Raw genomic sequence first — 24,113 nt, forward strand, 5'->3', positions numbered from 1 at the left:
TGTTCAACATCATCGTCATTCCCGCGCAGGCGGGAACCCATCTCCGGCGCTGTCCCCCGTCGCTATGTTGGGAGATGGGTCCCCGCCTGCGCGGGGATGACGAAAGGATTTAGGAGTGGAATGATGACCGACCGCATGATCGACAAATCCGGGCTGAAGGTCGCGGCATCGCTGGCCGACTTCATCGACAATCAGGCACTGCCCGGCACCGGGATCGAACCGGCCGCCTTCTGGGCAGGGACTGCGGACATCTTCGCACGCTTCACCCCGGACAATATCGCCCTGTTGGAAACCCGCGACGCGATGCAGGCGCAGATCGATGACTGGCATGAGCAGCGGGCAGGCCAGCCGCATGATGCGCAGGCCTATCAAGCCTTCCTGCGCGAGATCGGCTATCTGGTTCCCGAACCCGCGCCCTTCACCATCGGCAGCGAGAATGTCGATGACGAGGTCGCGCGCCTCGCCGGACCGCAATTGGTCGTCCCCATCCTCAACGCCCGCTTCCTGCTCAATGCCGCCAATGCGCGCTGGGGAAGTCTGTACGATTCGCTGTACGGCACCGACGCCATTCCCGGCACGGCGGCAGGCAAGGGCTATGACGCGGCGCGCGGCGCGCAGGTCATTGCCTGGGCCAAGGCGTTTCTGGATGACGCCATCCCGCTCGCTAACGGTAGCTGGGCCGAGCTTTCGAGCGACGAGATCGTTCTTGCCGATCCAAGCCAATATCTGGGGCGCAGCGAGAAGGGCCGCCTGTTCCGGCACAATGGCCTGCATATCGAGGTCGTTTTCGACAAGTCGCATCCCATCGGCGCGACCGACCCGGCTGGCATATCCGACGTCATCCTCGAATCCGCGCTGACCGCCATTTGCGACCTGGAGGATTCGGTCGCGGCGGTCGATGCGGCGGACAAGGTTGCGGCCTATGCCAACTGGCTGGGCCTGATGAAGGGCGACCTGACCGAAACGTTCGAAAAGGGCGGCGCGATGATGACCCGCGCGCTCAACCCCGACCGGGCTTATACGGCGCCCGATGGCAGTGGCTTCACATTGCCTGGCCGCAGCCTGTTGTTCGTCCGCAATGTCGGCCATCTGATGACCACGCCGGCCATCTTGCTGCCCGACGGCGCGCAAGCTCCCGAAGGCATACTCGACGGGATCGTCACCAGCCTGATCGCGTTGCATGATCTGGCCCGCGAAGGTGGCAACAGCCGCGCGGGCAGCGTCTATATCGTCAAGCCCAAGATGCATGGAGCCGACGAAGCGGCCTTCACCAATCGCCTGTTCGACGCGATCGAGGATATGCTCGGCATGGCGCGCCACACGCTCAAGGTCGGCGTCATGGATGAGGAGCGCCGCACCTCGGCCAATCTCGCCGCCTGCATCCATGCCGTGCGCGACCGCATCGTCTTCATCAACACCGGCTTCCTCGACCGCACCGGCGACGAGATGCATACGTCGATGCAGGCCGGGCCGATGATCCGTAAGGGCGAGATGAAGAGCAGCGACTGGATCACCGCCTATGAGGATCGCAACGTCCAGATCGGCCTCGCCTGCGGCCTGTCGGGTCGCGCGCAGATCGGCAAGGGCATGTGGGCCGCGCCTGATCGCATGGCCGACATGCTGGAACAGAAGATCGGCCATCCCAAGAGCGGGGCCAACACCGCCTGGGTGCCATCGCCCACCGCCGCGACGCTGCACGCGACCCATTATCACCGCTTCGACGTGTTCGCGCGGCAGGCGGAGCGCGCGGCGGAGGGCATCGCGTCGCTCGACAAGCTGCTGACCATCCCGGTCGCCGCCGGGCGCAACTGGTCGGAAGAGGAGATCGCGCAGGAGCTGGACAATAATGCGCAGGGCATATTGGGCTATGTCGTCCGCTGGATCGACCAGGGGGTCGGCTGTTCCAAGGTGCCTGACATTCACGACATCGGCCTGATGGAGGACCGCGCGACGCTGCGCATTTCTTCGCAGCATATGGCCAATTGGCTGCTGCATGGGGTCTGCACCGGCGAGCAGGTCGATGCCGCGCTCCGGTGCATGGCGGCCAAGGTCGATGCGCAGAATGCGGGCGATCCGTTGTACCAGCCCATGAGTGGGCGCGAGGGGGAGAGCCTGGCGTTCCAGGCCGCCCGTGCGCTGGTGTTCGAGGGCGTTGCCCAGCCCAATGGCTATACCGAGCCGCTGTTGCACGCCTATCGCGCGAAGCAGAAGGCGGCGGAAGAGTTGGAGGTCGCATAAAATTGTTCGTCATCCCGCGAAGGCGGGGATCCATCTTCCAACCTCGCGCCTGAGGATGGGGCCGGAGATGGATTCCCGCCTGCGCGGGAATGACATGGCTTTGCTTGAACTTGGCAACGCCCCGATGCTGCGTTAGCGCTGATCGCCACGCAGCATCGGAGCCGTCATGACCATCATCGTCCACCACCTCAATAACAGTCGCTCGCAACGCATCCTGTGGATGCTGGAGGAATTGGGCGAGGCTTATGAGGTGCGCCGCTACGAACGCGATCGCAAGACCATGCGCGCGCCCGCGTCGCTGCGCGCCATTCATCCGCTCGGCCGGTCGCCGGTGGTGGAAGTGGATGGCCACCGCCTGATCGAGACAGGCGCGATCATGGACTATCTGGTCGCGCGCGCCGCCAATGGCTTCGGCCCGCCCGCCGATGTGGCGGGGGCGATCCGCTATCGCCAGTTCCTCCATTATGCCGAAGGATCGCTGATGCCACCATTGCTGGCGCTGCTCATCATCGGCAAGCTCGGCCTGCTCGGTCGCCCGGCGCGGCCGACGGTGCAGGGCATGCTCGACGATCATCTCGACTGGATCGAAAGCGAATTAGGGAGCCGCCCCTATTTCGCGGGCAACAGCTTCACCGCCGCGGACATGATGATGAGTTTTCCGCTGGAAGCCGCCTGCTCGCGCGGTGGCCTCAACGACAGCCGCCCCCATATCCTGCGCTGGCTGAGCGAGATGCACGCCCGTCCCGCCTATCAGGCCGCGTTGCAGGCCGGTGGCCCCTATGCTTACGCCTGACCGGCGCAGCCTGCTCGGCTATGCCGCCGCTGGCATCGCCGCCGCCGTCACCCCGCGCCTGTTCGCCCAGGAGCGGGCGGCCGAAGCGCTGACGTCCCTGACCCAAGGCATCACGCCGATCGGCCGGGCCGAACGCGCTGACCGCCTATCCCGTGCGCAGGCGATGATGCAGGCTCAGGGCATCGACGCGCTGCTGATCGAACCGGGGGCGAGCCTCATTTACTATAGTGGCGTGCGCTGGTGGCGCAGCGAACGGCTGACCGCGCTGGTCATCCCGGCGTCGGGCGCGCCGCTCATCCTCTGCCCCTTTTTCGAAAAGCCCTCAATCGACGAATCGCTTGGCATCCCGGCGGAGGTACGGGTGTGGCAGGAGCATGAAAGTCCGCATGCGCTGGTCGCTGCCTTCCTTACGGAAAAGGGGTTGGCGAAGGGGCGGATCGGCATCGAGGAAACGGTGCGCTATTTCGCGGTCGATGGCCTCAAGGCGGCGCTGCCGCAGGCGCGGCTGACCACCGACCCAGTCACCCGCGCGCTGCGGATGCGCAAGACGCCCACTGAAATCGCGCTGATGCAGACCGCCGCCGACGTCACCATGGCCGCCTATCGCTGGACCTACCCCCAGGTGAAGGCAGGCATGACCCCGGCGGATATTGGCGCGCTAATGACTGCCGCGACCACCGCGTTGGGCGGCAGGACCGAGTTCAATCTCGTGTTGCTCGGCGAAGCAGCCGCCTATCCGCATGGCTCCGGCAAGCCGCAGGCGGTGCGGGCTGGCGAGGTCGTGCTGATGGATTGCGGCTGTACCGTGGCGGACTATCAGTCCGACATCAGCCGGACCTTCGTTTATGGCGCTGCGCCCAGCACGCAACAGCGCAGCGTCTGGAACGACGTGGCGCAGGGGCAGGCGATCGCCTTCGCCGCCGCCAAACTCGGCACGCCCGCAGGGGCGGTCGATGACGCCGTGCGGGCGCATTATGAGAGCCGTGGCTATGGCCCCGGCTATGCGCTCCCCGGCCTGTCCCACCGCACGGGCCATGGCATCGGCATGGAGGGGCATGAGCCGGTCAACCTGGTCCATGGCGAAACCACCAAGCTGGACGTCGGCATGTGCTTCTCCAACGAACCGGGCCTGTATCTGCCCGGCACCATGGGCGTGCGGATGGAGGATTGTTTCCACATGACGGCGCAGGGTCCGGCGTGGTTTTCCAAGCCGCCAGTGTCGATCGAAGCGCCGATCGGCTGACATATCCGCAGGCGTTGGTCCTTAGCTGCCGTCGGAAATCAGCGTGCCGCCATCGACCACGATCGTCTGGCCGGTGGTGAAACCGCCTGCGTCACTGGCCAGATAGAGCGCAGTCGCGGCGATTTCGTCGGGGGAGCCAGCGCGGCGGAGCGGGGTGAGGCCGAGGCGGCGTTCGGCGCGGTCGGGGCTGGAGAGGATCGCGCCCGCCCATTCGGTTTCGATAAGGCCCGGTGCGATGGCGTTGGCGCGGACGCCCGATGGTCCCCATTCGACCGCCAGATTACGCGCGAGCTGCGCCAGCGCCGCTTTGGTCATGCCATAATGGCCGAGCATGGCGTTGCCACGCAGGCCCGCAATGCTGGACAGCAGGACGATGCTGCCGCGTCGGCGCGCGGCCATATGCGGCGCGATGAGGCTGGTGAGGCGGAGCGGGTGGAGGAGGTTGACCGCATAGAGCGTGTCGCGGTCGGACTCCGTCATGGCATGCATCGGCGCTGGCGTTCCGGCGATGCCTGCATTGCAAACCAAGATATCGATGCCACCGGTCTGGGCTTCGGCCTGGTCCGCCAGGCGGGTGAGGGCGGCGGCGTCGCTGACATCGGTGGGCAGGGACAGGCCGCCCAGAGTCGCCGCGAGCGCGTCGCAGGCCGGGGCGTCGATATCGGCCAGCACCAGCCTGGCCCCTGCGCCCGCGAACAGGTGGGCGATGGCGAGGCCGATGCCGCGCGTCGGGCCGGTGATGAGCGCTGTCTTGCCCTCCAGTCGGAAGGCGCCAAGCGGATCAGAGGTCTGCAAGCACGGTCTCCACCAATTGGGTCAAGCTGCCGTCGTGGCGAAAGCCGAGATCATCGGCGCGGCGGGTCGTTAGTTGTGGGTAGCTGCCGAAGGTGCGGCGGGTGACGGCGTCCTCTTCGAAGGTCAATCGCTGCACATCCCCGAAGCGGCCGAGCGTATCGACCAGATCGCCGATCCTGACGTGAAGGGCGGGGAGGGTGACGGCCTCTTGCGCGGTCGCATCGTCCAGTACGGCGGTGACCAGATTAGCCGCGCAGGCGCGGGCGGACAGGAGCCAACTGGTGGCGTCTGGTGCTACGGGGATGGCATAGGAGGTGCCAGCCTTTGCCGCGTGGAAGATGTCGCTGAGGAAGGCCGAGCCAAAGCCGCCCGCCGCCGCCGGGCGGGCGACGATGCCGGGCAGGCGCAGGGCCATGCCCTGGATCGCGCCGCGCCGGACGGCGTCGGCAAAGGCAATTTCGACCATATATTTGTGTGCGCCATAGACGCTGGCCGGGGCTGGCGGGGTGCTGTCGTCAACCTGTGTCGGCAATGTGCCACCGAACACCGCGATCGATCCGGCGAGGATCAGGCGGCGGCCCGCCATCGCTTCGACAAGGGCCAGCGGCACGTCCAGATTGATCGCCCGCGATGCTTGCGGATCGCGTTCCGCTGCGCCGCCGGGAAGGGCGGCGAGGTGCAGCAGGATGTCGGTTTCCGGGCCGCATAGCGCGCGGACGATCGCCGGGTCGGTCAGGTCACCGACGAGCGTGGGATAGGCGGACGGGCCGGTGAAGGCCCGATCCGTCAGCAGCAGATCCACATCAGGGCGGCTCTGGCGCAGTTGGCGGACGACCGCTTGGCCGACAAACCCGGCCGCCCCGGTGATGGCGATCCGCATTACCGCTGCAGTTCAGGCTCGAACGTGCCGTCGATCAGGATGAAGGCGATGCGGCAATTGCTGTCCGAGCGGTTGGACCAGCCATGGTTGGTGCCGCGCTGAATGACGATGTCGCCGGCGCGGACGGTGGTTTCGCCTTCGTCCATGATCAAGACCAGTTCGCCCTCCAGCACGATGCCATAATCGATGGTTTCGGTGCGGTGCATCAGCGCGTGGCGGGTGGTTTCGCCGCTATGGGCGGAGGCGTCGCTGGCACCCACTTCGGCGAAATGGGCGCGGGCCTCTTCGGGCGACATGGTGCGGATCGTGTCGCCTTCGGGCGGGATGTCGAGCACGCGGATGCGGGTGCCGCCCTTGGGCGGGGCGAGCTTGATGCCGTCTTCGGCCGGTTCGCCCGATGCGGCGTCGATCGGCGCAGGGGTCGACTGCGTATTCCAGATTTCGTGAAACATCGGACCGGCCGGGCCGCCGACCTGCTGGACGCGCGGCGCAGCGCCATCTTCCTGGATGATGGCAAGGCCTTGGGCATTATGGCCGGTCACGACGCGGCGGACGGGGTTTGTCATCATCTTACTCCTTGAAGGTTTGGCTGTGCTTGTCCGTAGCGCAGCAGGGCGACGCCTGCACCGATCGCTGCGGCTGCGCTGAAGAAGAGGAAGGTGCCTGCCATCCCGCCGAGCAGGCTGGACAAGGCTGTCGCCACGATCGGCGCAACGAATTGCGCCAGGAAGAAGGCGCCGGTCCAGACGCCCGTGCCGCGCCCTCGCGTGGCGGGCGGCAGTCGGCGCAATACCCAGGCCAGCATGGTCGGCAGCATCAGCCCGTTGCCGATGCAGATGACGACGGCGGATGCGACCGTCAGGGCGAAATCCGTGGAGAGGGCGACGCCGACATAACCCAGCGCAACGAGCGGCAGGCCCCAGGCGAGCAGATGCGGGGCTGGCCGCGCCTTGACCCGACCGAACAGCAGCGAGCCGAGCATGACACCGACATTGGCGGCGGCCCCGGCCACGCCGATCAGCGCGGGCGACGTCACGCCGGTCGCCTCGATCACCGGGCCGAGTTGCACGACGATCGTGTAGAAGAGCAGGCCGATGCCGAAGGTTATGGCGACAAGGCCACCGATACTCCGCAGCACCGATGGGTCGGGCAGTCCAGACCGTGCCTTGGCGACCTTATGCGGTTCGAACAGGATGAGGGCAGCGGCAGCCGCCACTGGCAGCGCCAGCAGATACATCCAGAATGGCCCACGCGAGCCGAAGAGTTCGCCCAACGCGCCACCCATGGCGATCAGCGCGATGGCGCTGACGCTGGCGGTTGCGATCTGGATCGACACCCAGCGTTCGCGCCGTTCGCCTTCGAAATAATCGCCGACCATGGCAGTGGCGACGGTCATGATCACCGCTTCGGCCAATCCCAGCGCAACGCGCACGGCGAAGATGGCATAGAGGCTGTCGAGCAGGAGCGGGAGCAGGCCAAAGCCCGCATAGCCCAGCAGCGCGCCGATCAGCAGGCGCTTGCGCCCCAGTCGGTCGGACAGCCAACCCGCGAGCGGCGAGAATAATGCCACGCACAGGGCGGGCACAGTCAGCGCCATCGGCACCAGCACGGCCGCGCCCGGCACGTCGGCAAATTCGCGCAGCAGCAAGGGCAGGACGGGGACCAGCGCGATGATCGCCATGGTCGGCATCACCGCCGCCAGCATGAGGATCACCCCATGGCGGGTTGTCGCGTGTCGCATCGCCCTTGCTCCTGCTTCGAGGTCAGATCGGCTGCGCGACGACGTCGAACATTTCCTGGGTCGCCTTGGCATTGTCGACCGGCGGGCCTTTGCCAATCTGGCCCATGCAGATGGCGATGCTGGAACGGACGATATAGGCGCAGCGGTCGAGGCGACGGTCATGATAGGCGCTCAAGGCCGCTTCGAGATCGTCATGGGTGGCGAGTTCTTCGGCCAGCACCAGGCTGTCCTCGATCGCCATGCCCGCGCCTTGGCCGAGATGCGGCGTGGTGGCGTGGACGGCATCGCCCAGCAGCGCGATCCGGCCCTTGTGCCAGGGACCGTCGATCATCATCGCTTCGAGCGGGCGATAGACGACGCCTGCATCATCGACGATCTGTTCGGCCAGTTGCTGAATGAAGGGCGCGCAGCCGCTCATCTTCGAGCGCATCAGTGCCGCCTGCCCCTCGCGCGGGTAGCGCGGGTTGCCGGGTTCAGGGGTGGTCACATAGATATACATGAGGTCGTTGGAGATCGGCACCAGCCCGACGCCGGTGGGACCGTTATAGACGTGCAGCGCGTCGAGATCGGCCGGGCGTGGCAGATTGTAGCGCCAGACTGCCTGACCGGTAAATTCGGGGCGCGGGGCGTCGGGGAAGAGCATGGCGCGGGTCTGCGAATAGACGCCGTCGGCGCCGATCACCAGGTCATAGCGTTCGGATGAGCCGTTCGAGAAGCGGACGTCGACCCCTTCGCCATCGTCGTTCCATTCGGTCGCGGTGACGCCGAGCAGCACATGCGCGCCGCTGGCGATCGTGCGGTCGCCCAGCATCTTGTGCAGAGCGGGGCGGCCGATGCCCATATTGGCGGGATAGCCATCGACCAGCCGGGGGGTGGGGACGCGCGCGACGCGGACGCCAGTGGGGGTGTAGATTTCGACCGCGTCGAAGCCGACGCCTGCGGAGACATATTCGTCGATGAGGCCAAGTTGCGACATGGCGCGGATGACGTTCGATTGCTGGATAATGCCAACGCCATAGACCGACCAGTCGGGATCGCGTTCGATCACCGTGACAGCAAAGCCGCGCGCGCGCAGGGCAATGGCGGCGGTCAGGCCACCGATGCCGCCACCGATGACGAGGATATTACAGGCTTGCATGAAGTGCCTTTCAGAAGCGGTCGAGATCATTGGCGATGGCGATCGGCCCGCGAAAATGCGTGCGGATCTGGGTGACATAGCTGCGGGTACGCGCGGGATCGGGCGTGCCTGCGGCGAAATGGGTGACCACCAGCGACTTGACGCCTGCGCCAGCGGCGAGCCGTCCAACCGCATCGGGGGTCAGATGATGGGTGGAGAGATGCTGTTCGAGTTGCTGCTTGGCGGGGGCTGGCATGTTCGGCGAATTGCGCGCGACATTGGCCAGCGTGCCGTCCATGTCGATCATCTCGCTGACAAGGAGGTCCGCGCCCTTGGCTAGTTTTTCGACCGCCGCGCTGGGGCCGGTGTCGCCGGTATAGACGATCGACCGGCCGGGCAGGTCGAAGCGCAGCGAGAGCGACTTGTAGTTGCGATCCTCGATGCTGCCGGGGGCGAAGTCATAATGGCTGTTTTGCGCGGCGGTGACGGTCATGGCGTCGACCTTGATACTCTCGCCATCGGTGAGTTCGATCACGTCCACGGTCTGGGCAGGGGGCGTCCAGGGCTTGCCGGGAATGCCGTAGCCGACGCGGGCGGCGGGCTGCATCGAGGCGACCATGCCCGCGACCAGTTCGCGCGTGCCGGGCGGGCCGTAGACGGTGAGGGGTTCGGTGATATTGGTCTGGTTGCGCAGGCCGAGTATCGCCGACAGGCCGCCGGTGTGATCGACATGGAGGTGGCTGAGGAACACGGCCTTGACCGCAGGCAGGAGGATGCCTGCCCGCGCCAGTTGCTGCACCGTGCCGTCGCCCGCATCGACCAGATAGACGCGTCCGTCATGCGTCAGCGCATTGGCGGGCTGCGACCGGTCCCGGCTGGGGACCGGGCCGCCCATCGTGCCGAGCGTCACGAAGGCGTCTCCCCCGGCAGGCCCAGGCTGCGCGAAGGCGGGAGAGGTCGCCATCAGTGCCGCAAGGGCCAGCCGGGAGAGACGCGCGCGCATCAGAAGTCGAACCCAAGGCGGACGCCATAGGTGCGCGGCGGACGCAGGGTGCCGACCGGGAAGTCGAGGATCGGCCGGGTGCCGGCACGGGCCAGCACTTCCTTGTCAGTGATGTTGTTGATGAAGCCGGTGATGTTCCAGCCACCGCGGCTGTCGAGCGTCAGGAAGGCATCCGCCATCACGAAGCCGTCCTGCTTTTCTTCCTCGCGATAGTTGGTGTTCATGTAGCGGCTGGATTCGATGTTGGCGCGCGCGCCCGCAACCAGCGACAGTTCGTCCGACAGGGGGAAGGTCCGCTCATAGCCGACATTGATCGCCCATTTTGGCGCATTGGCGGTGGGCTTGCCCGAACAATCGATGTCGTAGAAGCGCGCACCGTTGACGCCGGGATTGGCGAGGCGGCTGCCCAGCGTGGTGCAACCCGTCGTCACCGGCGCGCCGGTGGGCGAGAAGTTGGCGGTGACCAGCTCGTCATATTTGCCCTTGAGGAACTGGACGTTCAGGTTGAACAGGTCGTTGCGGCTGGGGGCGAAGCGGGCTTCGAATTCAGCACCGTAAATCTTCGACTTGCCCGCATTGACGGTGGTCGAACCCTGCGCAAACAGGCCGTTGCCGGTGGGAACGCCGCCGACGAAGGTGATCTGCTGATCCTTATAGTCCCAGTAGAAGGCTTCGAAGTTCAACTGCAGCTTATTGTCGAAAAAGCGGTTCTTGGCCCCGACCGTATAGGCGGTCAGCGTTTCAGGTGCGAAGGTGTTGTTTGGCGGCTGGGCGACGAAGAAACCGCCCGATTTGAAGCCGGTCGCGACATTGGCGTAGACGAGCGAGGCCGGGCCTGCGTCAAACTCCACGCCGGCCTTCCAAGTGAATTTCTCGAAATTCAGGTCGCCGGTGAAGGGTGCGCTGAGCGGCGGGTTGATCGGGCCGGGCAGGCCGCCCGCAGCCGTCGAGGTCAACTGCCGCTTGTCTTCGCGAGTGTAGCGACCGCCAGCGACCAGGCGCAAGGCGTCGGTCACGTCGAAGGTCAGCTGACCGAAGGCGGCGACGCTTTCGGTGTCGAGCCGAGGCGTGAAGCGGGTGGTCGAGATATTGCCCTGGCGGAAGAAATTTTCGGTTTCCTGGTTTTCGCCGAAGTAGAAGGCACCCAAGACATAGCGCAGCCGCTGATCTTCCTTCGACGACAAGCGGACTTCGAGCGAGGCTTGTTCGGCGAGATCGGTGAAATCGCCAGCAAAACCCGGCAGATAGGTGCGGAACTTCACGTCCGACTTACGGTAGGCGGGAATGACGGTCAGCGTGCCGAAGCCCATGTCGCCGACGATCGTGGCGCTGAGGCCGTAGAATTTATTGTCGAGGAAACCGTCGGAGCCTGCTTGCGCCACGCAGCCGCTGCGCACGAAGCCGCCAAAGCCACCGCAGAAGGGCGGCGCGAAGATGGTGGCGGCATAGCCTGCAATGGCGGCCTGGGCGCGCGGGTCCGATACGCTGACGCGGTCATTGAGGTCCGGCACGGCGAAGGCGGCGCTGGGCAGCAGGACGGCACCGGCCCCCTTGCCATGCTGGCGATAATAGTCGGCGACCAGTGTCATCGACCACATATCGGACGGTTCGATCAGCAGCGAAGCGCGGACCGCTTCGCCCTTGTCGTCATCATAGCCGTCCGAGATATAGCCGTCGCGATCGACGATCTGGCCAGCGACGCGCAGGGCGACGGTGTCGCCGATCGGCACGTTGAGCGCCAGAAAGCCCTTCTTGCTGTCGTAATTGCCATATTCGAACAGGCCTTCGGCTCCGAATTTGCCGAGTTCAGGCTTCTTCGGCAGCACATTGATGGCGCCGCCGGTTGCGTTGCGGCCATAAAGCGTGCCCTGCGGCCCCTTGACCACTTCGACCCGCTCCAGATCATAGAACACGCCGGCAGGGGCCGTCGGGCGGCCGACATAGACGCCGTTGAAATTGAAGGCGATGGCGTTTTCGGAAAAGCTGTTCTGCGAACTGGTGCCGACGCCGCGCAGGAAGAAGCTGGTGGTGCCGCCGGTCGGCTGGACGACCAGCGAGGGAACCAGCTTGCCGAGATTGGCGGTTTCGGTGATGCCCGACTTGGCGAGATCGTCACCGGTCACGGCCGATACGGCGAGCGCGGCGCGCTGCAACGATTCCGTGCGGCGCTGGGCAGTGACGACGATGTCGGCGAGGCCGTCATTAGCGGGTTCGGCGCTGTCCTGCACGGCGACATCGGCCTGTTGGGCCGAGGCGCTCTGTGCGATGCCGAACGTCAGGATGGCGGCGGTTCCAGCCAGAAGCAATGTTTTCATGATATCCTCCCATGCGGCGCGTCGTATCGGGCAGCGCCTTCGCATTGACCTGTGGCAAGTTCGGTAAAATTATCATAACGATTTGTTTCAATGCAGTTCCACAAATAGGATTGATGGATGCGGCTCGACCAATTTGATCTGAACTTGCTGATCGCCTTCGACGTGCTGATTCAGGAGCGGGGCGTGACGCGGGCGGCCGAGCGGCTGAACCTGACGCAATCGGCGATGAGCGCGGCGTTGAAGCGGCTGCGTGAGGCTTTTTCCGACGATATATTGGTGCAGCATGGCAAGCGGATGGTGCCGACGCCGGGCGCGCTGTCGCTCGCGCCCCATGTCGCGGCGGCGGTGCTGAATCTGCGCGGTATCTTGGCGAGCGGAATGCATTTCGATCCGGCGCAGTCGCGGCGGCGGTTTCGGATCGTTGCGTCGGACTATATCACGACGGTGCTGCTCGGCCCGGCGCTGCGGTCTTTGCAGGCCGAAGCGCCGGGGGTGCAGATCGAGATCACGCTGCCGCGATCGGACATTTTGGAACGGCTGGACGATGGCGACATCGACCTGATCATCTCGCCGGAAAAATATCTCAGTCCCATACATCCGCGCGAACTGGTGTTCGAAGAGCGGCATGTGGTGGTGGGGTGCGCCAACAACCCGGTGCTGCACCAGCCGCTGGATGCCGACACCTTTTACAATAGCGGGCATATTGTGGTGAGCGTGTCGCGGGACGGGACGTTTATCGACGATGTGCTGCGCGATCAGGGGCGGCAGCGGCGGATCGAGATCATCTGCGCCGCCTTTACCCAAGTGCCCTGGATGCTGCCCGGCACGACGCGGCTGGCGTTGATGCATGAGCGGTTGGCGCGCGAATTGGCCCCGCAATTATCGCTGATCGTGTGCGAGCCGCCATTCCCGTTGCCGTCGATGCGCGAGATGATGCAGTTTCACAGCGCGCGGGCGGCGGACCGGGGTCTGTCCTGGTTGCGGGCGCGATTGATTGCGACGTCGGGGGGTGAAAATGGCCGGGTGGCTGACGCTGGCTGATCCTTCGTAAGAGAAGGATGTTGGCTCCCTGAGTAGGATTCGAACCTACGGCCATTCGATTAACAGTCGAATGCTCTACCGCTGAGCTATCAGGGAGCAGCCCGGCTCTCACCGGGCAGAGCGCGCCTATAGCAGCGGGTTTTGCGGAATGGCAAGCGTTAATCTGATGATTTTTTTGGCTTGCGATCAGGCGATGAATTGCTCGGCGGCGATGCGGTCGTCGAGCGTATGTTCGGGGTCGAACAGCAGGGTGAGCGGGGTTGCGCGGTCGATGCGGACCTCGACCTGGGCGACGTCGCGCACTTCGCGCTGGTCGGCGACGGCGCTGACCGGGCGCTTGACCGGGTCAAGTACGGTGAAGCGGATGACGGTGTTTTCGGGCAGGATCGCGCCGCGCCAGCGGCGAGGGCGGAAGGGGCTGATCGGGGTCAGCGCGACGAGGCCCGACCCCAGCGGCAGGATGGGGCCATGGGCGGAGAGGTTGTAGGCGGTGGACCCGGCCGGGGTGGCGACCAGCACGCCGTCGCACACCAGTTCGGGCAGGACGGCGCGGCCATTGACCTGCACCTCCAGCTTGGCGGTCTGGCGGGTTTCGCGCAGCAGCGAGACTTCGTTGATGGCGGGGATGGAAAATTGTTCGCCGTCGACCGTGTCGACGACCATGCGTAGCGGGTGGACCTTGAAGCTCTTGGCCTTTTCCAGCCGCTGGTCGAGCCGTTCGAGCCGCCATTCGTTCATCAGGAAGCCGACGGTCCCCAGGTTCATGCCGAAGACGGGGACGATCCGCCGCGCCTCCAGCATGGCGTGGAGGGTTTGCAGCATATAGCCGTCGCCGCCTAGCGCGATGACCATGTCGGCCTGCTCGATGGGCACGAAGTCATAGGCGGCGCGGAGCCGCTCCTCGGCGGCTCTGGCGGCCTGGGTAGGGGACGCGACGAGGGCGCGCCGGGGTTCGTCGATCATCCGCCGGTGACGCTCATGTGGCGACGGGTGGCGGGGCCGGTTTCGCCTGCGCCGATGCGGAAATCGTGGCGGGCGGGCTTCAGGCGGAGCGCGCGGTCGATCAGCGGTTCGACCGCGTCGAGGCCACCGTCGCGCAGCGCGGCCTTGAAATCCACATGATCCTCATGCCCCAGGCACATGAAGATCTTGCCTTCGCAAGTCATGCGGATGCGGTTGCAGTCGGCGCAGAAATTCTGGGTGAGCGGGGTGATGAGGCCAAGCCGGGCACGCAGGCCATCGACGCGATGATAGCGGGCCGGGCCGCCGGTGCGGTCGGACACGGGCGTCAGCGGGTGCGCGGCGTCGATCATAGCGGCGACCTGCGTCAGCGGGAGATAATGGTCGGTGCGGTCTTCGCCAGTGTCACCCAGCGGCATGGTTTCGATGAGGGTGAGGTCCAGCCCCTCCGCATCGCACCAGTGCAGCATGGGCAAGATTTCATCCTCGTTGACGCCCTTGAGCGCGACCATGTTGATCTTGATCGCGAGGCCTGCGTCGCGGGCCGTCGTGATGCCGTGCAGGACGGTGGCGATGTCGCCGCCGCGCGTCACATGGGCAAAGCGCGCGGGGTCGCGGCTGTCGAGGCTGACATTGATGCGGCGGACGCCGGCATCGACCAGCGTCGCGGCATGATCGGCGAGGCGGGTGCCGTTGGTGGTGAGGGTGAGTTCGTCCAACCCATTGCCCAGATGCCGCCCGATCCGCCGCACCAGTTCGCCAATGTCGCGGCGGACCAGTGGTTCGCCCCCGGTCAGGCGGATGCGGGTGATGCCGCGCGCGATGAACAGGTCGGCGAGCAGCGCGATTTCTTCGAGGGTCAGCACCTGATTCTTGGGGAGGAACTGCATCTTTTCCGCCATGCAATAGCGGCAGCGCAGATCGCAGCGATCCGTCACCGAAATGCGCAGATAGCTAATCCGGCGACCAAGGCCGTCGGTCAGCGGCGTGCGCGGGGGAGGGGCCGGAAGCATGGGGGATAGGTAGGCGATGGGCAGGAGCGGCGCAAGCGCCCCGGTTGCAGCGGGGGCAAGAGGTCGGTAACGCATTGCTGTTAAGCCGTTTCGATGCGCGGCGCCGGGGGACGAATATAGTGAGCGGAGAAAGTGCCGCAGACGGCCAGCGCAGCCTGTTCATCCTGTCACCGGGCGACCGCGACGGGCTGTGCCATGCGGCGCGGCTGGCGGGTTGGCGCGCGATCGGCGCGCGGCGGCCGGGCGATGCGCCGCAGCGCTTTTTGCGCAGCGAGGCGCAGGTGGCACTGGTCGATATGCGCCAGGGGGGCGATGCCGCGCGGTTGATGGCCCCTTTGGTCCCGGCGATGGAGGCGGGCGGCGGCGCGTTGATCGTGTTGATCGACGGGAGCGACGAGGCGCGGGTGCCCGCGCTGATGGAGGCAGGGGCGACGCATTTCCTGCTGGCCCCCTTTGGCGATGCGGGATTGCGCGCGGTGCTGGCATCGGCGCATCGGCTGGTCGAACGGCTGGGCGGCGGTGCCAAGCATAGCCAGCGGGCGCAGCGTATCCGCCGGGGCGATGCGCTTTACTGGCAATTGGAGCGCGACGGGCGGCTGCGGCTGAGCGCCGGGCTGATGGCGCATCTGGGGCTGGGGGACGCGTTGGTGACGCCTGCTTCTCTGGTGCGGCGACTGCCGCGCGGGGAGCGGCGGGCGGTGCTGGCGGCGGTGCGGGCGATGTTGCGCAGCGGGACGCCCGATGCGCTGGCGCATGGGCTGCCGGGTCGGCCGGGCGATCGGCTGGTCCATCATCTGCGGGTCGAGGAGGGGCTGGTCGCGGCCGATGTCGAATGGCTGTCGGAGGGGCATGAGCGCGAGAGTGCGTCGCGCGATTATCTGACCGGGGTGCGATCGCGGCAGGCGGCGCTGGCCTGGCTGGAGCAGCGGCAGGGTTTGCCGACGACCGTGCTGCTGCTGTCGATCAGCCAGTTCGAGCGGATGAATGCCGCCTATGGCCAGGTGGTGGGCGATGCGTTGCTGGGGCGGATCGCGCGGCGGATCGAGCGGTTGGTCGACGATGTCGCGCCCGGCGCGATGGTGGCGCGGATTGCGGGGACGGAATTTCTGGTCGGGCTGACCGGCGAAGCGGCGGGTGGCGATCGGGCGACCTTCCTGGCGCGGCAGTTGATCGGGGCGATCGGGCGGCCGTTCAGCGCGGGCGATCATCTCATTCGCCTGATCGCGCGGTGCGGCATCGCCCAGGCGCGCAGCGACGATGATGCGACGCTGATGCTGCGCCGGGCGGGGACGGCGCTGGCCGATGCGCGGCAGGCGGGCGGCGAGGGTATTCGCATATTGTCGGCCGACAAGCAGAGCCGTCAGGTCGATGCCGACCGACTGGAGACCGACCTGCGGCTGGCGCTGGACCGAGGCGAAATCGGCATCGTGTTCCAGCCGCAATATCCGGTCCATTCGGCGCAGATCAGCGGCGTGGAGGCGTTGGCGCGGTGGAACCACCCCCATTATGGGCCGCTGGGTGCGGGCATCCTGTTCGCGACCGCCGAGCGATCCGACTATATGCTGCCGCTGTCGGCGCATATCCAGGCGGAGGCGCTGCGGCAGGCGGCGGCCTGGCCACGGGCGCTGTCGGCGCTGCGGCTGTCGATCAATGTGACGGCGGCGGATATTGCTCAACCGAGTTTCATGAGCGAATTGCTGCGCATGGTGGATGGCAGCGGTTTTCCGCGATCGCGGCTGACGGTCGAGATTACCGAGAGCGGGCTGATCGAGGATATCGGCGCGGCGTCGGCGCTGTTGCGGGCGTTGCGGGCCGAGGGGCTGGCGGTGGCGATCGACGACTTCGGGACGGGCTATTCGAGCCTTGCTTATCTCAAGAACCTGCCGCTCGATTATCTCAAGATCGACAGCGGGCTGGCGCAGGATATTGCAGGCACCGCGCGCGACCGGATCATCGTGCGCGGGGTCATCCATATGGCCAAGTCGCTGGGGCTGAAGGTCATCGCCGAAGGGGTGGAGACCGAGCAGCAGCTAGACCTGCTGGCGCGCGAGGGGTGCGATTATTATCAGGGCTTTTTGCGGTCGGCGGGGATTTCGTCGGCCGATCTGGTGAGTTTGTTTTTGAGCTGACACCAGCGGGCGATGATCGCCAACTGGAGGTGGTGTTCCCCGACGAAGGTCGGGGTCCAGTTCAGAGCGTGGGACTGGACCCCAACCTTCGTCGGGGAACGGCGTGTATAGGGCATCCGCCTTGCGTTTTGATAGGACGTGAAAAAGGGCGCGGGGGTTGGTCCCGCGCCCTTTTTGCCGTTGGTGGCCGGTTGCTTAGAGCCCGGCTATAATCCCCAATCCGTTCGTGCTGAGTAGCCCCTTCGACTGCCTGCCAAGGCAGGCGCTCAGGACAGGCATTGAGCGAAGTCGAAATGGCGTATCGAAGGATCGGGCGCTGCGCCAGATGCTTCGATACGGGCCTTCGACAAGCTCAGTCCCTACTCAGCACGAACGGAGTATCTAGGATGACTTTAAAGGTTAGAGCGCAGCCTTCAGGGCGTCGACCAGGTCGGTCTTTTCCCAGGGGAAGAAGTCGCCTTCGGGGGTGCGGCCGAAATGGCCGTAGGCGGCGGTCTTCTGGTAGATCGGCTTGTTGAGGCCCAAATGCGTGCGGATGCCCTTGGGGGTCAGGCGCACCAGGGTTGGCAGCACAGCTTCGATCGCGGCGGCTTCGACGGTGCCGGTGCCGTGCAGATCGACATAGAGCGAGAGCGGTTCGGCGACGCCGATGGCGTAGCTGAGCTGGATCGTGCAGCGGCGGGCGAGGCCGGCGGCGACGATGTTCTTCGCGAGATAGCGGGTGATATAGGCCGCCGAGCGATCGACCTTCGTGGGGTCTTTGCCCGAAAAGGCGCCGCCGCCATGGGGCGATGCGCCGCCATAGGTGTCGACGATGATCTTGCGGCCAGTGAGGCCAGCGTCGCCGTCGGGGCCGCCGATTTCGAACAGGCCGGTCGGGTTGACATAGATGCTGGCGTCGTCGGGCATCCAGCCTTCGGGCAGTATTTCGGTCATCACGCCCTTGACATAGGCGCGCAGCTTGGCGCGGCTGTCGTCATTGTCCATGCCCTGGGCATGTTGGGTCGACACGACCAGCGCGGTGGCGCGGACCGGCTTCTCGTCGATATATTCGAGCGTCACCTGGCTCTTGGCGTCCGGCTCCAGAAAATCGACCACCTTGTTGTGGCGATCATGGGCGAGGCGTTCGAGGATCTTGTGGCTGTAATAGAGGGTGGCGGGCATGAGGTCGGGGGTTTCGTCCGACGCATAGCCGAACATGATGCCCTGATCGCCTGCACCTTCATCCTTGTTGCCGCTTTCATCGACGCCCTGGGCGATATGGGCGGACTGGCCGTGGAGGTTGTTTTCGAAGCGGAAGGTTTCCCAATGGAAGCCGTCCTGCTCGTACCCAATGCGCTTGACGGTCGCGCGGACGGTCGCTTCGATCTCTTCCTGCGCGCCCGGTGCCCATGCGCCATTTTCATAGACGCCCTTGCAGCGGATTTCGCCGGCGAGGACGACAAGCTGGGTCGTGGTCAGGGTTTCGCAGGCGATGCGGGCTTCGGGGTCTTTCGACAGGAAGAGATCGACGATGGCGTCGGAAATCTGGTCGGCGACCTTGTCGGGATGGCCTTCGGACACGGATTCCGAGGTGAAGAGAAATTGATTGCGCATGGGACTCCCATAGAATGCTGGGGCGGTAAACGACATAAAGAATAGTTTATGTGGCTATTAGCTTTTGCTGGGGCGGATGGCAATGGCGAGGGCAAAGAGCGCCAGCATGAGGGCGAAGGGTGCCCAGTTGCCGACGCGGGCGAAGAGCGTGGGCGGGAGCGGCGGCGGCAGGCCGGAGTCGAGGAAACCGGCGCGGTTGAGGCCGAGCGCGTGGGCGACGCGGCCACGAGCGTCGATGATCGCCGAGACGCCGGTGGGGGTCGAGCGGATGATCGGGAGGCCTTCTTCCAGCGCGCGGAGGCGGGCTTGGGCGAGATGCTGGACCGGACCCCAGGGGCCGAACCAGGCGTCGTTGGAGGGGTTGAAGAGGAAGGCGGGGCGGTTGGCGCGATCGACCACCTGGCCGGAGAAGACGATCTCGTAGCAGATTTGCACGCCCATGCTGAGGGCGGGGCGGCCGGTGGTGGCGGGGAGCGTCAGGCTTTGCGGGCCGGGGCCGGGCCAGAAGTCGGCATCGCCGGGGACGAGGCGCGAGAGGCCGATCGGTTCGAGGACCGAGCGCAGCGGCAGATATTCGCCGAAGGGGACGAGATGCGCCTTGCTGTAGCGGGCGGCGATCGTGGCCTGGGGCGTGACGATCCAGACGCTGTTGTTTGCACCCGCCAGCTTGTTGACGAGGATGCCGTCCTGCTCGACCGGCTTGAAATAGACTTTGTCCGCGCCGGTCAGCAGCAGGTCGCCGGGGCCGAGCAGGGCGGCGAGGCGGGCGCGCCAGTCGGGTTCCATGTCGAGATAGGCGGGGATGGCGGCTTCGGGCCAGAAGATGAGGCGCGGGGCAGGACGTGGTGGGCCGGTGAGGGCGGTCAGCTTGCGGAAATTGGCAAATTCGCGCTCGACCGAATATTTCTCGTCCTGGCCGATATTGGGCTGGACGACGCGGATGCGCGGTGCGCCGAGCGGGGTGGCGGGCGCGGGGGAGAGCCAGCCCCATAGGGCGGCGAGGAGGAGCGGGGTGAGGAGGGCGGCGGGGGCCGCGACCTGACGCCGGGCGATGAGCAGTAGGGCGGCGCTGGCGAGGATGACCAATGCGCCGAGGCCATAGGTGCCGACGAGGGTCGCGGCGATGGCCGCGCCGCTGGGCAGCAGGATGATGCCGATCGGGTTCCAGGCGAAGCCGGTGAAGAGGGTGGCGCGGAGATATTCGGTGGCGATCCACAGGGCGGCGAGGAGGAGGGGGAAGGTGAGGTCGCTGGCCGCGCTGGGCGCGGCAACCACCCCCGACCCCTCCCTTTGAAGGGAGGGGAGTTTTCGTTGTAGCCACCACGCCCCTAACGTCGCCAGTGCGGGGAAGAGGGCGAGGTAGAGGGAGAGGAGGATGACGCCGCCATAGCCAAGCCAATGGGGCATGGCGTCCTGAAAGGTGAAGGCGTGGGCGATCCAGTGGAGGGCGAGGGTGAACTGGCCGACGCCGAACAGCCAGCCATAGGTGAAGGCGCAGCGACGGTCGGGGGCGCTCCGGGTCAGGTGGATCAGCAGCGCGAGGGCGAGCAGCGTGACCGGCCAGAGCGACAGGGGGGCAAAGCCGGTGGCGGAGGCGAGGCCCGCCAGCAGCGCGGCTTTTCTTGGGTGGCGGTCGAGCAGGGCGCGCATGGGGGCAGTCAGCCGATTGTCGCCATGGTGGCCTGGCTGCAGCTGTCGCCCTTGCCGCCGCCGCCGGTCAGCATCGAGGCGGCGATGAAGCCGCCGACGATCAGCACCAGGAACAGGGCGGAGAGCCAGCCGAGATATTTTTCGATGAAGGCTTTGATCGGCCGTCCGAATTTCCAGAACAGGAAGCCGACCAGCATGAACTGGAAGGCGCGGCTGACGACGCTGGCCCAGAAGAAGGTGAAGAGCGGCAGGCCGACGAAACCGGCGGTGATGGTGATCAGCTTGAACGGGATCGGCGTCGCGCCTTTGATCAGGATGATCTCCGCGCCATATTCGCGCAGATAGCAGGCGGCGACAGGGAATTTGTCGGCGAGGCCGAGCGCGCTCAGCAATTGCTGCCCGACCGTCTCGTAGAGGAAGAAGCCGATCGCATAGCCCAGCATCCCGCCCAGCACCGAGGCGATGGTGCAGATGAGGCCGAAGCGGATCGCCCGTTCGGGGCGGGCGAGGCACATCAGGCCGAGCAGGGGATGCGGCGGGATGGGGAAGAAGCTCGATTCCAGGAAGGAAATGACGAACAGCCAGCGTTCGGCGTGGGCATGGGCGGCCTTGGCCAGCGTCCATTGATAGAGCCTGTTGAGCATGGCGGCGACCTAGCCGAGATCGGAGCGGGTCGCCAGCGATTTTGGCGGGGTGAAACGGTCAGCGAGGCGGACAGTGGTGGCGGGGTTTTGGGGTGGGGGGAGGTTGTACGCTTTGGGGGGGGACAATGTACGCTTTGCGGGGGGAGCAAACCCCGCGTCCGTTCGGGCTGAGCTTGTCGAAGCCCTCCACTTCTCCTCAAAGAAAGAGTGCCCTTCGACAGGCTCAGGGCGAACGGGGGGAGAGGGTGGTGTGTTAAGCGGAGGCGGACTCAAGCGCCGACCCCTATGTACGCAAGGACACCGGCCATCGTGAATCGCCGCGACGGCGTTGACGGGGCGGCACCGTCTGGGCAAGACCCCTTCTCCCCTGTTCGGTTCGGTTCGCGCGTTTGACATTTTCTTCCATTCCCTGGGCCAGGCTGCGGCAGCGCGCGGGCGGCATCGCGTTTGCGCTGGTGCTGAACGCCATCTTGCTGCTGGGGCTGTTCACTTTGTCGCCCTCGTTCGAGCCGAAAAAAGTCGAGGACCGGCTGCCGGTGACGTTCGATGTCGAAACGGGGACCAAGACCGAGCAGGAGCAGAAACGCGCGCCCAAGGCGGAGAAGCGCGAGCAGGACGAGGCCAGCCCGCCCAAACAGGCCGAGGCGGTGGTGCGCCCGCCCCGGCCGACGGAGCAGCCGGTCGAGGAACCGCCCGCGCCCTTCCCCTTCCTGACGATGAGCCGCGACCAGATGGCGGCGGCGGATATCGGCAATATGCCCAAGGCGGCGCAGGGCGCGGCGGCGGGACAGGGGGATAGTTCGGCGGTCGCCGGGCCGGGCGAGGGGCCGGGCGGGGTGCAATTGTTCAACGCCGAATGGTATCGGCGGCCGACCAATAGCGAATTGTCCACCTATATCCCCGCCAATGCGCCGCCCGAAGGCTGGGGCCTGGTCGCGTGCAAGACGGTCGACCATTATCATGTGGAAAACTGCCAGATATTGGGCGAATCGCCGATGGGGTCGGGCTATGCGCGCGCGGTGCGGCTGGCCGCCTGGCAATTCCTGGTCCGCCCCCCGCGCGTGAATGGCAAGCCGCAGGTGGGGAGTTGGGTGCGGATACGGATCGATTATACCCGGTCGGGGGTAAGGGTTGGGGGGTGAGTTGGGCGTTCCCCGGCGGAGGTGCGAGGGCTATAGTTGCTAGATAGCAAAGGGGCATAGCATGTCATCGATAGAAGCGTCATCGGATGGAGATGGCGAGATAGTTTCTCGATCAGAATATTTAAAATATAGATCTGGTCTATCTGAAGTCATCAAGGTAGCCGCTATACTTTCCTATAATATAAGTGAGGAAAAGCCAGACACAGGAAGGCAGTACTGGTCATCTGTTTTATTCACAAAACTTGTGATTTCTTCGATAACGCTGAAAGAAATATGTCCGGTACGAAGCAAAAAATCTCACTGGGATTTCTCTTCGGTTGCAGGGATCGCCAGAAGCAACGCAGAGTTATGGCTATTTTTCGTTTGGTTGTGCATTGAAACAGAAGAAGATGAAGAGTGGTATTATAGGATACGAGTATTTCGGTTAATGGATAATAAGGCGAGATTTCGCTTGATGGAGGAAACCGGAGGTGATCCCAAAGAGGCCGAATTTTTGCAAAGGCAGATTGAAATAAAGCAGGAGTTAGACCTGAATAATATTTTCCGATCTCTCAGCGATAAGCGAAAATCGGAGATAATGAGAGGGGATAAGAATCCATATATTCAAGATGATATTCTTGATAGAATAGGACAAGATAAGAAAAAATTCAGAGGATACTATAGGTATTTGAGTTCATTTGTTCATACGGGACCAGTTTCAGTATTCAGGATGCAAGAGCATAATCGTGGCAACGGCGCTGAAAACCCATATGATAGGGCAGCTATCTCTGCTGCTATTTTATTTTCTACGTCCATTCTTGCTGCTTGCACGGACCAGATGATGGCGCTCCATCCAGATGGCGCTATAAAAACAATACAGTCTGTCGGCGAAGATACAATAAAGCTAATACATAGCTTTAAAGCGTCATAATAAAAGGACGGGCGGCGGCCGTCGAGCCCCCTCATCCAACTTCGCCTAGGCGGCTGCGCCGCCGAGGCTGCGTATCCTTCTCCCCGTGGGGGAGAAGGTTTGGGGGTGTGGATGGGGTTTGGCTTACACCCGGCGCGCCGATAGCGGCACTTCGTCGGGGCGGAGGGTTAGGACTTCGACGCCGGTGCGGGTTACGGCGACGGTGTGTTCGAATTGGGCGGAGAGTTTGCCGTCGTTGGTGGTGACGGTCCAGCCATCATCCTGGGTCGAGACTTTGCGGCTGCCCTGGTTGAGCATCGGTTCGATGGTGAAGACCATGCCTTCCCGCAAGGACAGGCCCGTGCCGGGGCGGCCGAAATGGAGGACTTGCGGCTCTTCGTGCATTTCGCGGCCGATGCCGTGGCCGCAATAGTCGCGCACGACGCTATAGCCGTTGCGTTTGGCATGGCGCTCGATCGCAAAGCCGATATCGCCCAGATGCGCGCCGGGGCGGACCTGGGCGATGCCCTGCCAGAGCGCTTCCTGCGTCACGCGGACGAGGCGGCGGGCGGCGGGGGCGACGTCGCCGACGAGGTAGGTTTTGCTGGAATCCGCGATGAAGCCGTTTTTTTCCAGCGTGATGTCGAGATTGATGATGTCGCCGTCGCGGATGATCGTGTCGGCATCGGGCACGCCATGACAGACGACATGGTTGATCGAGCAGTTCAGCACATATTGGAAGCCATATTGGCCCTTGCTCGCCGGGCGGGCGGCGAGGTCCAGGGTGATATAGCGGTCGACCAGATCGTTGACGGCCATGGTCGACAGGCCCGCGAGCGGCTGGCGGTCGAGCATGGTGAAGACCGCAGCAAGCAGCTGACCCGATTGCCGCATCAGCGCCAGTTCGTCGGGGGTTTTGACCAT

General features: G+C 65.0%; 20 protein-coding genes and 1 tRNA gene. 7 read left to right on the top strand and 14 right to left on the bottom strand.

Translation table 11 applies throughout. The features are described 5' to 3' along the window. Positions 1-123: 123 nt before the first annotated feature. From SxD43FB_RS06185 to SxD43FB_RS06195, 3 genes are all read left to right on the top strand, one after another. Entirely contained in the window at positions 124-2,238 is a 2,115-nt protein-coding gene (locus SxD43FB_RS06185) for a malate synthase G (protein ID WP_176482684.1), read from the top strand. A gap of 166 nt (positions 2,239-2,404) precedes the next feature. Further along, the gene (locus SxD43FB_RS06190) at positions 2,405-3,031 is read left to right on the top strand and encodes a glutathione S-transferase (protein WP_096061432.1); all 627 of its coding nucleotides are present in this window, start codon (positions 2,405-2,407) and stop codon (positions 3,029-3,031) included. Then, the gene (locus SxD43FB_RS06195; protein ID WP_096061433.1) at positions 3,018-4,274 is read left to right on the top strand and encodes a Xaa-Pro peptidase family protein; all 1,257 of its coding nucleotides are present in this window, start codon (positions 3,018-3,020) and stop codon (positions 4,272-4,274) included. The genes SxD43FB_RS06190 and SxD43FB_RS06195 overlap by 14 nt, the downstream gene beginning before the upstream one ends. Before the next feature lie 21 nt (positions 4,275-4,295). On the opposite strand, the gene SxD43FB_RS06200 is transcribed toward SxD43FB_RS06195, so the two are convergent. The 7 genes from SxD43FB_RS06200 to SxD43FB_RS06230 are packed head-to-tail and all read right to left on the bottom strand — an operon-like array spanning position 4,296 to position 12,125. Beyond that, positions 4,296-5,069 (bottom strand): SDR family oxidoreductase, encoded by a 774-nt coding sequence (locus SxD43FB_RS06200; protein ID WP_096061434.1) that lies wholly within the window; start codon positions 5,067-5,069, stop codon positions 4,296-4,298. After that, the gene (locus SxD43FB_RS06205; protein WP_096061435.1) at positions 5,056-5,949 is read right to left on the bottom strand and encodes an NAD-dependent epimerase/dehydratase family protein; all 894 of its coding nucleotides are present in this window, start codon (positions 5,947-5,949) and stop codon (positions 5,056-5,058) included. The genes SxD43FB_RS06200 and SxD43FB_RS06205 overlap by 14 nt, the downstream gene beginning before the upstream one ends. Further along, the gene (locus SxD43FB_RS06210; RefSeq protein WP_096061436.1) at positions 5,949-6,518 is read right to left on the bottom strand and encodes a cupin domain-containing protein; all 570 of its coding nucleotides are present in this window, start codon (positions 6,516-6,518) and stop codon (positions 5,949-5,951) included. The genes SxD43FB_RS06205 and SxD43FB_RS06210 overlap by 1 nt, the downstream gene beginning before the upstream one ends. Continuing rightward, the gene (locus SxD43FB_RS06215; protein ID WP_096061437.1) at positions 6,515-7,690 is read right to left on the bottom strand and encodes an MFS transporter; all 1,176 of its coding nucleotides are present in this window, start codon (positions 7,688-7,690) and stop codon (positions 6,515-6,517) included. The genes SxD43FB_RS06210 and SxD43FB_RS06215 overlap by 4 nt, the downstream gene beginning before the upstream one ends. 22 nt (positions 7,691-7,712) lie before the next feature. After that, positions 7,713-8,828 carry an FAD-dependent oxidoreductase gene (locus SxD43FB_RS06220; protein ID WP_096061438.1) on the bottom strand — a complete coding sequence of 372 codons (1,116 nt, stop codon included), beginning with the start codon at positions 8,826-8,828 and terminating at the stop codon, positions 7,713-7,715. Between the two features lie 10 nt (positions 8,829-8,838). Further along, entirely contained in the window at positions 8,839-9,810 is a 972-nt protein-coding gene (locus SxD43FB_RS06225) for an MBL fold metallo-hydrolase (protein WP_096061439.1), read from the bottom strand. Further along, positions 9,810-12,125: a TonB-dependent receptor gene (locus tag SxD43FB_RS06230; protein ID WP_096061440.1), complete on the bottom strand. Its 2,316-nt coding sequence runs from the start codon at positions 12,123-12,125 to the stop codon at positions 9,810-9,812. The genes SxD43FB_RS06225 and SxD43FB_RS06230 overlap by 1 nt, the downstream gene beginning before the upstream one ends. A 117-nt stretch (positions 12,126-12,242) precedes the next feature. Here SxD43FB_RS06230 and SxD43FB_RS06235 point away from each other — a divergent pair, with 117 nt between their 5' ends. Next, positions 12,243-13,166: a LysR family transcriptional regulator gene (locus SxD43FB_RS06235; RefSeq protein ID WP_096061441.1), complete on the top strand. Its 924-nt coding sequence runs from the start codon at positions 12,243-12,245 to the stop codon at positions 13,164-13,166. Positions 13,167-13,187: 21 nt separating this feature from the next. Here SxD43FB_RS06235 and SxD43FB_RS06240 read toward each other — a convergent pair. The 3 genes from SxD43FB_RS06240 to moaA all read right to left on the bottom strand — a co-directional run bounded on the left by SxD43FB_RS06240 (position 13,188) and on the right by moaA (position 15,139). Next, positions 13,188-13,262: transfer RNA gene (locus SxD43FB_RS06240), tRNA-Asn, on the bottom strand. Between the two features lie 90 nt (positions 13,263-13,352). Continuing rightward, positions 13,353-14,129 (bottom strand): NAD kinase, encoded by a 777-nt coding sequence (locus SxD43FB_RS06245; RefSeq protein ID WP_069064998.1) that lies wholly within the window; start codon positions 14,127-14,129, stop codon positions 13,353-13,355. After that, positions 14,126-15,139 carry a GTP 3',8-cyclase MoaA gene (gene moaA / locus SxD43FB_RS06250; RefSeq protein WP_096061442.1) on the bottom strand — a complete coding sequence of 338 codons (1,014 nt, stop codon included), beginning with the start codon at positions 15,137-15,139 and terminating at the stop codon, positions 14,126-14,128. Before moaA ends, SxD43FB_RS06245 begins: the two co-directional genes overlap by 4 nt. A gap of 119 nt (positions 15,140-15,258) precedes the next feature. Between moaA and SxD43FB_RS06255 the strand changes: the two genes are divergently transcribed. After that, complete coding sequence (locus SxD43FB_RS06255) at positions 15,259-17,268, top strand: GGDEF domain-containing phosphodiesterase (protein WP_096061443.1); 2,010 nt, start codon at positions 15,259-15,261, stop codon at positions 17,266-17,268. A gap of 399 nt (positions 17,269-17,667) precedes the next feature. Here SxD43FB_RS06255 and metK read toward each other — a convergent pair whose 3' ends face one another. Genes metK through SxD43FB_RS06270 form a run of 3 tightly spaced genes read right to left on the bottom strand, consistent with a single transcriptional unit; the run spans position 17,668 to position 21,158 of the window. After that, entirely contained in the window at positions 17,668-18,864 is a 1,197-nt protein-coding gene (metK, locus tag SxD43FB_RS06260; RefSeq protein ID WP_096061444.1) for a methionine adenosyltransferase, read from the bottom strand. 57 nt (positions 18,865-18,921) lie between these two features. Then, the gene (gene lnt / locus SxD43FB_RS06265) at positions 18,922-20,514 is read right to left on the bottom strand and encodes an apolipoprotein N-acyltransferase (protein ID WP_096061445.1); all 1,593 of its coding nucleotides are present in this window, start codon (positions 20,512-20,514) and stop codon (positions 18,922-18,924) included. A gap of 8 nt (positions 20,515-20,522) precedes the next feature. Beyond that, complete coding sequence (locus SxD43FB_RS06270; RefSeq protein WP_096061446.1) at positions 20,523-21,158, bottom strand: YqaA family protein; 636 nt, start codon at positions 21,156-21,158, stop codon at positions 20,523-20,525. A 389-nt stretch (positions 21,159-21,547) separates the two neighbouring features. Between SxD43FB_RS06270 and SxD43FB_RS06275 the strand changes: the two genes are divergently transcribed. After that, on the top strand, positions 21,548-22,300 hold the full coding sequence (locus SxD43FB_RS06275; RefSeq protein ID WP_171899201.1) for a hypothetical protein: 753 nt from the start codon (positions 21,548-21,550) through the stop codon (positions 22,298-22,300). Positions 22,301-22,361: 61 nt separating this feature from the next. After that, positions 22,362-23,210 carry a DUF5677 domain-containing protein gene (locus SxD43FB_RS24655; protein ID WP_141249465.1) on the top strand — a complete coding sequence of 283 codons (849 nt, stop codon included), beginning with the start codon at positions 22,362-22,364 and terminating at the stop codon, positions 23,208-23,210. Between the two features lie 123 nt (positions 23,211-23,333). On the opposite strand, the gene map is transcribed toward SxD43FB_RS24655, so the two are convergent. Then, a complete protein-coding gene (gene map / locus SxD43FB_RS06280) occupies positions 23,334-24,113 on the bottom strand; it encodes a type I methionyl aminopeptidase (RefSeq protein ID WP_096061447.1) in 780 nt (259 codons plus the stop codon).

The sequence above is a fragment of the Sphingobium sp. D43FB genome (assembly GCF_002312805.1).
Lineage (GTDB): Bacteria > Pseudomonadota > Alphaproteobacteria > Sphingomonadales > Sphingomonadaceae > Sphingobium.